The sequence below is a fragment of the candidate division WOR-3 bacterium genome, assembly GCA_016867815.1.
GTDB lineage: Bacteria > Hydrothermota > Tepidihabitantia > Tepidihabitantales > Tepidihabitantaceae > UBA2258.
Genome location: VGIR01000082.1, coordinates 1 through 13,164 on the forward strand (window position 1 = coordinate 1; position 13,164 = coordinate 13,164).

The window sequence follows — 13,164 nt, forward strand, 5'->3', positions numbered from 1 at the left end:
TACGAAGGGGCATTCGTGGTCTTTGTCGTCTGCATCCTGCTGATTCTAAAGAAACGCGGCCTTCTCGCCGGGGCTATCGGGACGGCGGCTCTTCTGCCTGTGGTGGCGTACGGCGGCTGGTCCCTCTCACAGGGCTGGTACTTTCTGCCGAATGGCATGATCATGAAGACGCCGTCCCTGAACCTCACCGTCGGGGGAATCGTCAAGACCCTTCTGGGAACCAGGGCTTGGGGCAATGCATGGGACAATCCACATGTCCTCTGCCTGCTGATCACCGCCCTCCTCCTGCTCGTACTGCACCTCAGGAGGAGAATCGTCTGGAGCGCAACTGCGTGCGCGCTGGCGACTTTCGTAGGCACGACCTCTCTGCACCTGCAGTACGCGGAAACGGGGTGGTTCTACAGGTATGAGGCGTATCTCGTGTTCCTTGGAGTAGCCGTTATCGCTGCCGCCGTTGGCGATCTCCACCTTGAGAAACCCTCGTGGCGAGTCAGCAGGGAGGCGCTACCGCGCTACGGCGCGGCCGCACTGCTGTTTGTCCTCGTGGCCCGCCCCCTTGGTCTCAGGGCATTCAGATCTCTGCGGGATACGCCCTTGGCGACAAAGAACATATACGAACAGCAGTACCAGATGGGGCTATTCCTGAGGACGTACTATCAGGACAAATCGGTCGCCGTAAACGATATCGGTGCTGCTACCTTTCTGGCTGACGTAAGGCTCCTGGATTTCGTGGGTCTGGGTAGCATCGAGCCTGCCAGGTTGAAGCGTCAGAACCGCTATCACCTGGAACAGGCTGACAGCCTGGCAAGACAGGCGGGAGCAGCGGTGGCCATCGTCTACCCCAGATTGTATTCCATTCGGAAGTGGCACGAGGTCGGGCAATGGCGGATATCCGACAACGTCGCCTGCTATGACGACCTCGTGTCATTCTGTGCACTAGACTCCTCCGCAATCAGCGGGCTGATTGAGAACCTCAGGGCTTTCGCCGGGGAGCTGCCGTCCGATGTCAAGCAACTGGGTGAGTATACCGAGCGATAGCGCCTCGACCGGGCGTCCGCGGCCGGTTCCGGCGCATCGGGCCTAACTCTGCCGGGCCCGTACCTCAACCCGACTTGGCCGCGACTGCCTCCCAAACGCGCAGGAAGTTGCGGCCAAGTACCTTCGTGATGTCGCCCTCGGGAAACCCGCGTCTGCGCAGGCCCGCTCCAATCGCACCCATCTTCGTCACATCCTCGAGCCCGGGAAGTGCGCCGCTGAACCCGTCGAAGTCTGACCCCAGCGCGGCGTGGTCCGGGCCGACAAGCTGGCAGATGTGGTCGACGGTGTCAAGCACGTCTTCGATCGAGGCCCTCTCCTCCGGCTCGCGCAGGAAGTAAGGCAGGAACACGACCCCAATCACGCCGCCATTCGCTGAGATTGCCCGGATCTGCTCATCGGTCAGGTTGCGATCGAAGTCACGCCTTGCCCTGATTCCGGAGTGGGAGGCGATGACCGGGGAGAGGCTCGCGTCCAGGATGTCGAACACGGTCCTGTCCGCGCTGTGGGAGACGTCGATGATCATCCCGAGTTCGTTCATCCGGCGCACTGCCTGACGGCCGAGCGGAGACAGCCCGTTGTGCGGTTTGCTCTCATCGCTGCTCGAGTCGCCCAGCTCATTGGAGTTGCACCATGTAACCGTCAGCGCCCGCGCCCCGTGCTCGAAGAGCCGGTCAAGGTTCTGCAATCTCCCCTCAAGCGCATGGCCGCCCTCGACCGCCAGGACCGCCGCAATCCTCCCCGAAACGACAGCTTGCCTGAACTCATCCGGGTTCCTTGCGGGCGCGACCATGTCCGCGCTCCGTCCGCAGACCCGATCGAAAGCCTCCGCGCCCTTGATGGCGAAGCCGCAGTACTCATCGGGTTTCAATTGGGTCGGGCTGACCCAGACGGCAAAGACCTGGCCGTTAACGCCGCCTTCTTTCATCCGAGGCAAATCGAGGTGCCCCTTGTCCGACCGCTGCGTGATGTCCTTCCGGCCACAGATGTGCTCATACAGCGCATCGGTATGAAGATCGACGAGCAGCTGCTGGTCGGAACCGGAGGTGAATGCAGCCTGCATGGGCAGTTGTTGTGGAGTATATGTTCGGCCGGGCCGTTGGTCAACCCGGTTCGGCTTGACAGGAGACACCCGGTCCGCTAGAACATCTGCAGATGTTTTTGATTCCCAAACGACAGAGGAGCCTAAGTGAGCATACACCGATACCTGTACATAACGGCCGCGGTCGCTCTGCTGGCAGTCGCCTGCGGCTCGAGGACTCCGGCAACGAAGCCGGCAGCTAACGGGATGGTCGCGTCATTTCTCAAGGACAACAAGCTGGAAGGGCAGATTGTCCTGGTGGAGTTCGGCACCATCGGCTGCGAACTGAGCAACAGCGGGTTGGACATGATGATCGACCTGGCCGGCCGCAAGGCCGTCCCGAACCTGGCCTTCGCCCGGCTGGAGCCGGTCGTCGACGACAAGGTTTTCGAAGACTACTACGGCGCTAGGCCGGCGCCCTTCCCGGTCGTCCGTGACAAGAAGATGAAGATCGCCGAGGCGCTCGGCACGACGATCTACCCGCAGTTCGCCCTCCTCGACAAGTACGGACGGGTACGATACCGCGGCTCGCAGCCGGCAGAGAAGGACCTCGGCGATTGGGTCAGGGCCCTGGCTGCGGAGACGGCTGACCGCGGACCGGAGGCGTCGCTGTTCGGTTCCTCGCAGCTGGATGCTGCGCCGCTGCTGGCCACGACCAGACTGCCCGACCTGTTCGGCGACGTCAAGCCGCTGGCCGCTCTCAAGGGTCGTGGCGGCATCCTGCTCGCGTTTGTCGACACCAAGTGTCCGTTCTCGAGCGTAGCCATCCGCGAGTTCCCCAAGGTCGCCGCCGTACTCAAGGAGAAGGACGTCACCAGCCTCCTCGTCAACATCGGCGAGTCTGAAGCAACGGTGAAGAAGGCCTACGTCCCGGACGCCCCGGTCGTATACGACACGAGCAAGACCACCCAGAAGTGCTGGAACGTGCAGTCGGTGCCGACTATCGTCCTCCTGGACTCGGCTGGCGCGGTCACGTACCAGGGCGGAGCCGCCTGGACCGCCGTCGCGTCCGCCACCGAGAAGATGCTCAGGCTAAACGCGGGATCGGTGGTGCTGGACGAAGCCCAGAGCACCATCCAGGGCTGAGGGAAGAATTAGCCGCTGCCCGTCGGGCAGCATAGCAGGACGGCCGGCCATTGCGGCCGGCCGTCGGTTTATGACCCTGACTACAGCCGGGTCCGCCGCAGGCGGAGGGAGTTGGTGACGACGTTGATTGAGGACAGGGCCATTGCCACTTCGGCCATGATGGGATGGAGCAGACCAAGCATCGCGATTGGAATGGCCACGACGTTGTAGAAGAACGCCCAGAACAGGTTCTGCCTTATCTTCACGAATGTCGCCCGCGAGAGCCTGATGGCCGCAACCACTCCCGTGAGACTGCCGCGCACAAGTGTCACGTCCGACGACTCAATCGCCACGTCCGTTCCGGTGCCGATGGCGATGCCGACATTGGCGGCCTTCAGCGCCGGCGCGTCATTGATACCGTCGCCTACCATCGCCACGCTGCCGAATTCCTGCTGCAACTCCTTCACTACCCGTCGCTTCTCGGCCGGTAGCACTTCAGCCACGATGCGACCGATTCCCGCCTCGGCACCGATCTGCGCTGCCGTCTCACGGTTGTCGCCGGTCAGCATAATCGGGGTGATGCCGAGCGCCTTGAGTTCGGAGATCGCCTGCGCCGAGTCAGGCTTCACCGTGTCGGCCACCCCGATGACGCCGAGCGGCTTGCCGCCGGCAGCAACGTAGAGCGCAGTCCGCGACCGCTTCCTGAGTTCGGCCGCGGCCTGTTCGAGCGTCTGGCAGTCCACTCCGCACTCGGCGAGCAGAAGTTCCTTGCCGGCAAGGACCTCAATTCCATCGACCTTGCCGCTGATTCCCTTGCCCGGCACCGCCTGAACAGCGGTGGGCAGCGTGAGCCTGACACCGCGCGACTGCGCCGCGGCAACAACGGCTCCCGCAATCGGGTGTTCCGAGCCCTGCTCCAGGGAGGCCGCCAGCCGCAGCACTTCGTCTTCCCGGCTTGGGACACGATCCGAAACCGCCGAGCTGGTTTCAGTCATGTCCCGCGCCGGTATCACGTCGGTGACTGACGGCCTGCCCCGGGTAATCGTCCCGGTCTTGTCGAGGATGACCGCCCGAACGTCCTTCAGTGTCTGGATCGCCTCTCCGGAGCGGAAGAGAATCCCGCGCTCCGCGCCCATGCCCGAACCGACCATCAGAGCGGTTGGCGTCGCCAGCCCCAGCGCGCAGGGGCAGGCAATCACCAGCACCGCGACTCCGGCGAAGAACGCCAGGGACACGACCGAGAGATTCGGGTTCACCCAGGGCAGGAAAGTGGAGGCCCACTCGAGCATCGGCTTGATTGTCGGCGTGAGGAGCATCCATACCGCGAACGTGGCCGCCGCAACCAGCAGCACTACTGGCACGAACTTCGCCGTCACCTTGTCGGCGAATGCCTGGATCGGGATCTTGGTGCCCTGGGCCTCCTCGACCAGCCTGATCACCTGGGAGAGGAACGTGTCGCTTCCGACGCGGGTCGCCGAGACCTTGATGAGCCCGTTGCCGTTCACGGTCGCGCCGATCACCTCGTCGCCGGGTTTCTTGTCGACCGGCAGCGACTCTCCGGTCGCCATTGACTCGTCGACGCTGCTCTCCCCTTCTACGATGCGACCGTCGGTGGGGATCTTCTCTCCGGGCCGAATGACCATCAGGCTGCCGGGCGTGAGCTGCGTTACCGGCACTTCCTTCTCGACGCCTTCGGCCAGCTGCAGCCGCGCCGTCCGCGCGCCGAGTGCGACGAGCTTCTTGATTGCCTGCGAAGCCCGGCCCTTGGCGCGGGTCTCGATGTAGCGGCCGGTAAGGAACACGGCCATCACCATCCCGCCGGCATCGGCAAAGCTCTTGATCGGCAGGCCGGCCAGCACGGCGACGCCCGAGCCCAGCGCCGCAGCCACTCCGAGCACGATGAGCACGTCCATCGAGGCCGAACCAGCCCTCACCGAGCCCCACGCCCCCCGCAGCGTGGTCCAGCCCGGCCCGAACAGCACCGCGGCACAGAAGGCAACGTCCAGCCAGACCATCCATGAGACGTGAAACAGGTGCAGGCTGTGCAGCAGCATCATCAGCATCGGGAAAAGGCCGAGAATCCATGCCCAGACCAGCCGGTTCGAGGCGTGACGGAGTTCGACTTCCGAGCGCTCTTCAGCATCCGCGGCCTGATGGATGATCTCGTACCCGACATCAACGACGGCCTTCTCCAGTGACGGCACCGGCGACACCTTGGGGTCGAACTCCACGATCGCCTTCTCGATGGCGAAGTTGACTGTGGCCGTCTTCACACCCGGCAACCGGGTTAGCGCCTTCTCCACGGTGGCCACGCAACTTGCGCAGGTCATGCCGCCGACCGAGAGAGTGATAGTCTCGATCCTTCCCAGTTCCGGCTTCTCAAGGATCGTTGGCTCCGGCAATGCGGAGTCGCCTTCCGCCATTGGCCCTTCGCCGTTCGCTTCGGTAGTCCTACCTTCTGCATTCTGACTTCTGACTTCTGACTTCGGTCGGGCAAGGAACCGCTCCGGCTCAGCTTGGAACCGCTTGAGGCAGTTGGGGTTGCAGAAGTAGTAGGTCGTTCCCTTGTAGTCCCACTTGCCCGCCTCGCTCCCCTCGCGCACGACCATTTTGCATACCGGGTCAATATGAGATTGACGATTGACGATTGTCGATTGTCGATTCTTCGGACTCTTGGTGTCTTCGTGTCTTTGTGGTGAAACTCGGGCAGTTGTGACTTCTGCCTTCTGGCTTTTGACCTCTGACTTCGGTTTGCCGCCAAGAAACTGTTCCGGGTCGGCCTGGAACCGCTTCAGGCAGCCCACGTTGCAGAAATAGTAGGTCGTTCCCTTGTAGTCCCACTTGCCAGCTTCCCGGCCCGCGATGACGTGCATCTTGCAGACCGGGTCGACGTGAGACCTCGCCAGTCCGCCGGATGCGGCATCTGGTTCCGCCGCCGGTTGCACGACGGGCATCTCCGTACCGACGTAGGACTCGGGGTTCTGCTGAAACTTGCGGGCGCAGACCTTGGAGCAGAAGAAGTACATTACGCCGTCGTAATCCCGCCGCGCCGCTTCCTGCCCCTCAATGACCTCCATCCTACAGACCGGGTCGGTGTGTACGTCCGCCATCTTGTCGCGCATCTTCTATTGGACGGATGCAGGCGCACTTCGGTGCATCATTCGTACAGCGACGAGATGCCCGGCTTGCGGCCTGCGCGTGCCCGGCGGACGACCGCCGAGATCCGGCGCCTCCTGGTCTCGGGCTGCCGCGCGTCCGCCACCCAGCCAATGTACATGTTTCGATAGGTGGGGGCGAACTTGTTGAAGTTGCCCCACGCCTCAGGCGAGACCTTGAGCGCGCGCCGCAGGTCTGTGGGGAGTTGCGGCGCGGTTCTTGACGTGTAGGCCGACTGCCACTTGCTGCTCCGCTTTGCCGCCCGCACCGCGGCCAGCCCCGCATCCGTCATCCTGCCTTCGGCCGTCAGCCGTTTGACCTTCTGGCGATTGACCAGTGACCAGATGCTGCCCTTCCGTCGCGGCGTCCAGCGCTGCCGGTACTTCTCCTCGTCCACCGCGTGAATCTGGCCGTCTATCCATCCGAAACAGAGCGCCTCATCCAGCGCCTCCTGATAGCGCAGGCCGGACTTTGCGGCCTTCTTGTACATGTAGACCCACTCGCCCTGCGACTTCGCGTGGTTGCGCCGAAGCCACCGCCGCCACTCCGCGGCGTTGCGGAAATCAAGCGGCTCGGTCGGATCCACGTGCAGTGAAGACTCTGGATCTTGGACCCTGGAATTGGGAATTCGGGCTTGATTCGTCATTCGGACTTCGTCATTCGTACTTCCGTTCTGCTGGCCTCCGCCAGCAGAACGGAGAGGGTGGGATTCGCTATGCGCCCGCGTCACCATGCTCTCCTCTGGGGTCGTGGCGCGCTGACGCGCGCCGGGCGCGACGAATCCCTACCGATTGAGAACAATCGGAGAGGGTGGGATTCGAACCCACGGTACCCTTACGAGTACACATGCTCTCCAGGCATGCCCGTTCGTCCACTCCGGCACCTCTCCACGGAACTGCGGGGTCGCGGGGTCAGGGGTTCCGGGGTTCAGGCCGAGCACCAGGGCCCTTGGACCCCAGGACCCTTGAACCCCTTTCTCTGCAGCTTAGCCGATGCTGCCCGACTGTCAAACCCTGAGGCTACGCCCAAACCCGTCGCTTGGCCCCGATGGCACGAATGACACGAAACGAATGGGTGCGGGATGCCACCTGTCCGTTTCACTCCGTTTTCGTGTCTTCGTGGCCATCAATCCCGGGTCCGGGGGCTACTTGATCAGTACCAGTGTTCCCGGCTTCACGGCGTCAACTATGGTCTTCAGCGGCATCGAGTCGAGCTCGATGTAACCGTGGTCGATCGCCTCTGCCGGCACATCCTCGCTGACCTTGCCGTGAATCACGATGTCTCCGCCGAGGAAGATCGCGCCTGCCCCGAAGGCGTCCTTGACGCAGCGCGCGGCCGAATCTGCCGGCGGCGTGACTCCCTCCAGCCGGTACAGCCAGTCCGGCCTGCACCAGGTTGACCGCACCTGCTTGTTGACCACTTCCAGCGTCGCCCTGGGCAGAGCCGCGTACTCATCTTGTTCCTCCCGGGTCTGGCGGAACCGGTATCTGGTCTCCAGCACCGTCTTGTCCTGGACCGCGAGGGTGAGTTTTCGCTCCGACCGGTTGATGACGAGGTAGGGCTCGCGTCTGGAGAGCGAGGCGATCCGGTAGTTCAGGAATTGGGTATCCTGCTCGAGCTTCACCTTGACCAGTTGCAGGCTGTCATGTCGACCGGCGACTGCCTTGGCCTCGGCGTCCGCCTCAGCGGCCGCGCGTATCAGCTCGCGCTTCCCCACCGCGTCCGCCAGGCGAACCAGGGCGATGCTGCCGACGATGGTCGCAACCACGGCGAGAAAACCGGTGCTTCTCATGCCCATCAGAATATGAACACCTTGGTGCCGACCTCCACCGAATCGTAGAGAACCTTGAGGTCTTCATACCCGACCCGGATGCAGCCGTGGGTAACGCTTCGTCCCAGCAGATGCTCCTGCGGGGTGCCGTGGATCATCACTCCGCCGCCCAGGTCGAGCAGGAATGCGCCGAGCACGCCCTTCTCTCTTCGCAACGGCGAGTTCCATGCCGGAATCGACTCGCCCGTCTCCAGGAAAGCCCAGTCCGGCTTCAGCCAGACCGGGTCCTTCTTCTTGCGGATGACGCTCATGATGCCGCGGGGAGTCTGGAACACCCACGTCCGGCTTCCGTGCCTCAGCGTGGTGTTCTTGCCGGTGGAGATGGCTGCCTCGAGCACGACTTTCTGCCCCCGCAGCAGTGACAGCCGGTTGCCGTTGGGATTGACGACGACGTACAACTCGCTGGTGAAGGCGGTCGCGAATTGCTCGGCCAGTTGCTTCACTGAGCTGTTGAGAGCCTCTATCTCCGGCCCCAGCTTGGGCAGTTCCAGCCGCATCACGACTGTCTCAGCCCGGGTCTTGTACATCCGGTAGGCCAGCCGGAAAATGTCCAGTCCGATGCTATCCTTGACCGGGAAATAGACCTCAGACCAGAGCATCACCAGCGCCGAAAGGAGGATGATGCCGATTGACTTGACCGGACTCACAAGGAAACGACAGATGCCGAACGCCGAGCGTAAAACCTAGGGCGTTCGGTTCGCGTCCGCTCCGGGTTGGGGATTCGTCGGTTGGCGGTCGGCGTTCGCGGTTTCACTGATGCCAGCGGGCATGCTTGCCGCGGACATCAACGTGGATGAACGCCCCGCGCGAGCGCGTACGGCTGTACCAGCCCACGCCGCCGACCAGTTCCGGATGCTTCCGCTCCAGCTCCTCGGCAAGGCCCGCCAGCAGCTTCGAGTCCTTCCGGTTCGACTGGCCGTCATGGTTCAGGTCGTCGAGGCAGCCGTCACCGTTGCCGTCAACGATGATGTCGGCCGCGCCGCCGTATATGTGGGCGCTGTTTCGCCCGTAACGTACGCGCCGGTTGAGCGCCGGCGGGCGGTAGCCGCTGAATACCGAGAACCGGTCGAAATTGAAGCCCCGGCTCTGCACCAGGTCGGTGAGCAGCTCCAGCTTGACGAGCAAATCCTCGCGCAGGACCGTGTACTTGGGGTAGCCGTCCATGGTCCGCGACACGAAATCCCGCAGCTTGTAGCGCGGCGACACCGGCGTGTCGATATTGTCGGGCGTGGTGACGATGAATCCCTTCGGCTTCCTGAAGTTCGGGAAATCGTCGATGGGCCTGGGGTACCTGCCGATCTTCACTCCCTTGAGATAGCCCCGCTGGTCGAGGCTGTCGTACGGAATCATCACGAAAGCGTTGATGCGCCGGACCGTGTTCCCCCCGGTGACCATCAGCGGGTAGAGCCCCGGCTCCTGCGGCGCTACCCAGCAGGTGGCATTCCCCATATCTACGAGTTCCCCGGCCGACGCGACCCAGCCGCTGCTGCCCGCGTCGTCCGAGGTCGCGAGGCGGAGCGTCTCTCCCGGCAGGACGAACCGTCCGATGTTGTCCCAGTAGAAGTCGGACCCGTTGACCCCGACCGTGAGCGTCGGCCTGAGCTTTCGCCTGGCTGTCGCGTCACTGAGCGTAGCGCCGGCCAGGATGCCGGCGAGGAGGACCCAGGAAACAATAACCGCGCGCAATGTTGCTCCTAAAATCAATCCGCCTCGACGGGCAGGTCCGGGTCGAAGGCGGAGGAGTATAGCCGCTGCAGCCAGCCGTGTCAATCCAACCCCGCACTTGCCGAACTGAGGCGGTTTCGCTAGATTCTCTCCAGGTTCGAGACGCAGGCATGGATTCCCAACTATCGAGGAGGCTTGATGAAGTCAGTTGTCGTACCGCTGTTGCTTTGCGCCGCTGTGCTCGCGGCCGGGCCGATGCCGGTGGGAGTAATCGACACGGTCGGCGGGACCACCTACGACGACCAGAACTCCGGACCGGCCCTGCAATGGGTAATCAACGACCCGGCCTACGGCATCCACGTTACCTGGATGTACGCGAACTCGGCCACGCCCTGGTCCGACCGCACCATGCAGTACAACTTCTTCGACCGGAACACGTCGGCCTGGAACTGGCTCGACCCCGACTTCATGGTTTCGGGCACCAACTCCCAGTTCCGCAAAACCGGGTTCGGGACCCTGGAAATCGACCCGGTCGACGGCTCGGCTCGCATCGCCGCCCACTACGCCGCCGGCATGCCGGGCTTCACCCCGGTCGTGGTTGATGACCTCGCCCCGGGCGCCGGTATCTTCAACGAGTGGCTCGGCGCTCCGTCCCTGACCGAGTACTTCCTGCCCGTCATGGCGATTCCGTCCGATGGCTCCACGAACCTGCTCCTAATCCGTTTTGCGGCGTCGGATAACCTCTACTACGCCCGTTCCACCACCTGGGGCTCATGGGACTCTCCGGTCTTCTGGAACGTCGCCAGCGCGTTCGGCCACAACCTCGTTGCCTCGCGCGCCTCGAACAGACTGCTCGCGACCTGGATGAGCGGCAACGGCGCCGACCTGGCGCTCTCCTACCGCTTCTCCTCTGACGGCGGCGCGAACTGGGATACCACCCGGAAGCTGACCCCGCCGTCGGTTTTCGGCACCGACTCGGGCACGGTCTGTTTCATCGGCGCCACCCCGCTGTTCGACAAAGACGACAACTGGCGGCTGGTGACAACGCTGGTGCCGCTCGTCACCGACTCGGCGCTCCAGAACCCGGCGCAGATCTGGGTCTACAACTCCGGCACCAGCGAATGGCACTTCATCCACGGTGCGGGCGCCCAGAACCTCTCCGGGGAAATCGGCGGCAACGCCGCCTACTGCGGCCGGCCCAGTCTCGGCCAGAACCCTACCAGCGGCGCCTTCTACTGCGCCTGGGAAGAATTCGACTCGACCAACTTCGAGCCCTCCACCGGTCGCCTCCGGGCCGACATCTTTGTCGCCTCGTCGCCGGACGGTACGACGTGGAGTTCGCCGACGCGTGTCACGAGTTCCGACGCTACATCGAAACGCTTCCCATTCCTGGCCAGGAACTGCTCGGGCGACTCGCTCGCGATCAGCTTCGAGCAGGACTCGATTGCCGGGTTCAACACCGGCGGCACCGGCGTCATCTCCCGTAACCCCATCTGCGTCTGGCGCGGAACCGTGTCAGGTGCTGTCTCCGAGCTCCGCCCTTCGCCCCTCGCTCCTCGCCCCTTGCTGACCGCAACCATCGCCCGCGGCGTCCTCAATCTGCAATCTCCAATCTCCAATCTGCAATCTGAAATCGTCCTCCTCGACGCGTCCGGCCGTACGGTCCTTTCTCTCCGCCCCGGCCCGAACGACGTCACCGCCCTGGTTCCCGGCATCTACTTTGTGCGTGAGGAGTCGCCGACCGCAGGCCGCGTTTCGCCGGCTGTCCGCAAAGTAGCAGTGCTGCGCTAGATGAGAAGACCCCCGCGATTGGTTCGAACCGGACAAAGCAAAGGAGTAGCCGGTGAAGTTCAGCAAGAGCGTATCCGAGATTGTCCGTGCCCGGCGCTCGTCGAGGAGCTATCAACCCGAGCCGATAGCCGAGGCCGCGGCCCGCGAACTTGAGGCCGCAGCCGGTTCGCTCGACCGGGGCCTTGCCGCCGAGCCCGCCCGGTTCGCGCTGGTCCGGTGGACCGACGAAGCTCGGCGCGAGGCGCGGCTCGGTGACTACGGAATCATCTCCCGCCCGAGGAACTTCCTGGTCGGGGCAATCCGAGGGTCTGACAAAGCTCATACAAGCTACGGCTACCTGCTCGAGCAGCTGGTGTTGAAGGCGACCGAACTCGGCCTCGGGACCTGCTGGCTGGGATACTTCGATCCGCGCTTCGCCGGCGAGTTCAAACCCGGGCCCGACGAGCTGATGCCTGCCGTCTGCGTTGTCGGCCCGACCACTGAGAACCCCGGAATGAAGGACCGACTGGTTCGCTCCGCGGTCGGTGCGACGCGACGCCGGAATTGGAGCGACCTGTTTTCGGACGGGAAGTTCGGGACGCCGCTTTCACCGGAAGCGGCCGGGCCCTATGCTGAGCCGCTGGAGACGGTCCGCCTGGCACCATCAGCCGGGAACACCCAGCCCTGGCGGATTGTCCGCGAAGCCGGTTCGGCGAGCTTCCACTTCTTCCTCAAGTCGATCAATGCCAGATACGACCAGCGGCGCCTGCACGACGTCGACGTCGGCATCGCGATGTGCCACTTCGAGTTGAGTTGCCGACAACTGGGCCTGGCCGGCGCGTGGACAGATTCGGCCCCGGGCTTCGACGTACCCGCCGGCGTTCGGCACATCTTCACCTGGCAGCCGGTCCGCTGATCGCGTTTCCGCACTATTCACCTGCCGCAAGCCACGAGCCGCGAGGCCTGCTGGACGTAGACGGCGAGCAGGCGATCACCGTCACGTCTGGCGCCGGCGCCAATGGCACGTTGAGCCCCGAAGTGTACTTTCAACGTTCGGCGTCGTGCTTGAAGCACGATGCATCAAGCGTCGTGACCAAGGTCGCCATAGCGCGCTAGACCGCAAGTCATCTGGCGACTTATCTCTCGGCCGGGGCACAAGAGGCCCGGCCGAGCAGATTGCTGGCCTAGCTGCAGAATCAACGGAAGATTCGACTTCCTAAGTCACTCGTGAAGTTGCCAGACAGGTCACACGACAAGTGACTACGAAAGTCACTCAGGAATAGACTGACCAAGTAACATGAAGGACGACTAAACCGGTGACACTTCCACTGACTCTACATGGAGCATGTCCCTCGGTTAGTTGAAATTCCTAGCGGCTCCCACATCACTTTAGGCAACTCTCTCTGTTGCGTCAATTTCTTTCGGTGACGCGGACCGTTCCAGTGCACTCAGCAATGCGGGGATGTGCCGGTAGCCATCTACGCACCGGAAGTGCTGCTCGGCATGTAGCAGCCCAGCTACACACCAGCGCCAGCGCATCTCGCCAGGGCGCCAGCGCTTC

Annotated in this window: 9 protein-coding genes and 1 tRNA gene; 3 read left to right on the top strand and 7 right to left on the bottom strand. The window is 63.4% G+C overall.

Annotated elements, in window-relative coordinates:
* Window positions 1-1,102: 1,102 nt before the first annotated feature.
* Window positions 1,103-2,098, bottom strand: coding sequence for a membrane dipeptidase (locus FJY68_11170; protein MBM3332388.1), 996 nt, complete (start codon window positions 2,096-2,098; stop codon window positions 1,103-1,105).
* A 126-nt stretch (window positions 2,099-2,224) separates the two neighbouring features.
* Between FJY68_11170 and FJY68_11175 the strand changes: the two genes are divergently transcribed.
* Window positions 2,225-3,202: a redoxin domain-containing protein gene (locus tag FJY68_11175; GenBank protein MBM3332389.1), complete on the top strand. Its 978-nt coding sequence runs from the start codon at window positions 2,225-2,227 to the stop codon at window positions 3,200-3,202.
* Between the two features lie 80 nt (window positions 3,203-3,282).
* On the opposite strand, the gene FJY68_11180 is transcribed toward FJY68_11175, so the two are convergent.
* The 6 genes from FJY68_11180 to FJY68_11205 form a co-directional block, all read right to left on the bottom strand.
* Window positions 3,283-6,303 carry a heavy metal translocating P-type ATPase gene (locus FJY68_11180; protein ID MBM3332390.1) on the bottom strand — a complete coding sequence of 1,007 codons (3,021 nt, stop codon included), beginning with the start codon at window positions 6,301-6,303 and terminating at the stop codon, window positions 3,283-3,285.
* Window positions 6,304-6,338: 35 nt separating this feature from the next.
* Window positions 6,339-7,070, bottom strand: a complete 732-nt coding sequence (locus FJY68_11185; protein ID MBM3332391.1) for a hypothetical protein — start codon at window positions 7,068-7,070, stop codon at window positions 6,339-6,341.
* Window positions 7,071-7,139: 69 nt separating this feature from the next.
* Window positions 7,140-7,226 (bottom strand) — tRNA-Ser (locus tag FJY68_11190).
* Window positions 7,227-7,481: 255 nt separating this feature from the next.
* Window positions 7,482-8,135, bottom strand: coding sequence for a hypothetical protein (locus FJY68_11195; GenBank protein MBM3332392.1), 654 nt, complete (start codon window positions 8,133-8,135; stop codon window positions 7,482-7,484).
* Window positions 8,135-8,815: a L,D-transpeptidase gene (locus FJY68_11200; GenBank protein MBM3332393.1), complete on the bottom strand. Its 681-nt coding sequence runs from the start codon at window positions 8,813-8,815 to the stop codon at window positions 8,135-8,137. The genes FJY68_11195 and FJY68_11200 overlap by 1 nt, the downstream gene beginning before the upstream one ends.
* Before the next feature lie 103 nt (window positions 8,816-8,918).
* The gene (locus FJY68_11205; protein MBM3332394.1) at window positions 8,919-9,854 is read right to left on the bottom strand and encodes a hypothetical protein; all 936 of its coding nucleotides are present in this window, start codon (window positions 9,852-9,854) and stop codon (window positions 8,919-8,921) included.
* A 177-nt stretch (window positions 9,855-10,031) separates the two neighbouring features.
* Between FJY68_11205 and FJY68_11210 the strand changes: the two genes are divergently transcribed.
* Both FJY68_11210 and FJY68_11215 read left to right on the top strand, forming a co-directional pair.
* The gene (locus tag FJY68_11210; protein ID MBM3332395.1) at window positions 10,032-11,624 is read left to right on the top strand and encodes a T9SS type A sorting domain-containing protein; all 1,593 of its coding nucleotides are present in this window, start codon (window positions 10,032-10,034) and stop codon (window positions 11,622-11,624) included.
* A gap of 52 nt (window positions 11,625-11,676) precedes the next feature.
* Entirely contained in the window at window positions 11,677-12,519 is an 843-nt protein-coding gene (locus tag FJY68_11215) for a hypothetical protein (GenBank protein MBM3332396.1), read from the top strand.
* Window positions 12,520-13,164: the final 645 nt, after the last annotated feature.

Bases quoted from the DNA above. Each gene is read 5' to 3' on its own strand.
- FJY68_11170 (MBM3332388.1), bottom strand. From the start codon at position 2,098: ATGCAGGCTGCATTCACCTCCGGTTCCGACCAGCAGCTGCTCGTCGAT.
- FJY68_11180 (MBM3332390.1), bottom strand. From the start codon at position 6,303: ATGCGCGACAAGATGGCGGACGTACACACCGACCCGGTCTGTAGGATG.
- FJY68_11185 (MBM3332391.1), bottom strand. From the start codon at position 7,070: ATGGTGACGCGGGCGCATAGCGAATCCCACCCTCTCCGTTCTGCTGGC.
- FJY68_11195 (MBM3332392.1), bottom strand. From the start codon at position 8,135: ATGGGCATGAGAAGCACCGGTTTTCTCGCCGTGGTTGCGACCATCGTC.
- FJY68_11210 (MBM3332395.1), top strand. From the start codon at position 10,032: ATGAAGTCAGTTGTCGTACCGCTGTTGCTTTGCGCCGCTGTGCTCGCG.